This is a genomic window from Adlercreutzia sp. DFI.6.23 (genome assembly GCF_024462535.1).
GTDB lineage: Bacteria > Actinomycetota > Coriobacteriia > Coriobacteriales > Eggerthellaceae > Adlercreutzia > Adlercreutzia rubneri.
In genome coordinates, this window is the sequence record NZ_JANGBP010000465.1 from 1 (window position 1) to 304 (window position 304).

At 61.8% G+C, this 304-nt stretch carries 1 pseudogene; it reads right to left on the bottom strand.

The window, feature by feature from the left end:
* Window positions 1-91: 91 nt before the first annotated feature.
* Window positions 92-304, bottom strand: a pseudogene (locus NE591_RS14165) (NADH-dependent alcohol dehydrogenase); the annotation flags it as partial.

The window sequence follows — 304 nt, forward strand, 5'->3', positions numbered from 1 at the left end:
GTTCGACCTCCCTTACTTCCGCTACTACTTGCAGGAGAAGCTCGACAACGGAGACCTGCTGCTCGAGAATTAGGCTTCCGAACCCCGCCCCCTACAGCGCCAGCTTGTAGATGGCCTCGGCGTCTTCCAGGGTCAGCTTCTTGAAGGTGCCGAAGGGGATGCCCTTGTTCTGGGCCAGCGTCGGCAGCATCTTCGGGATGTCGGTGTCTTCCACGTCCAGCTCGGCAAGAGTGGTGGGCATCCCCAGGCTCGCGAAGAAGGAGCGCGTCTCGTCGTTGGCCGAAAGCGCGTCGGCTTCCACGTC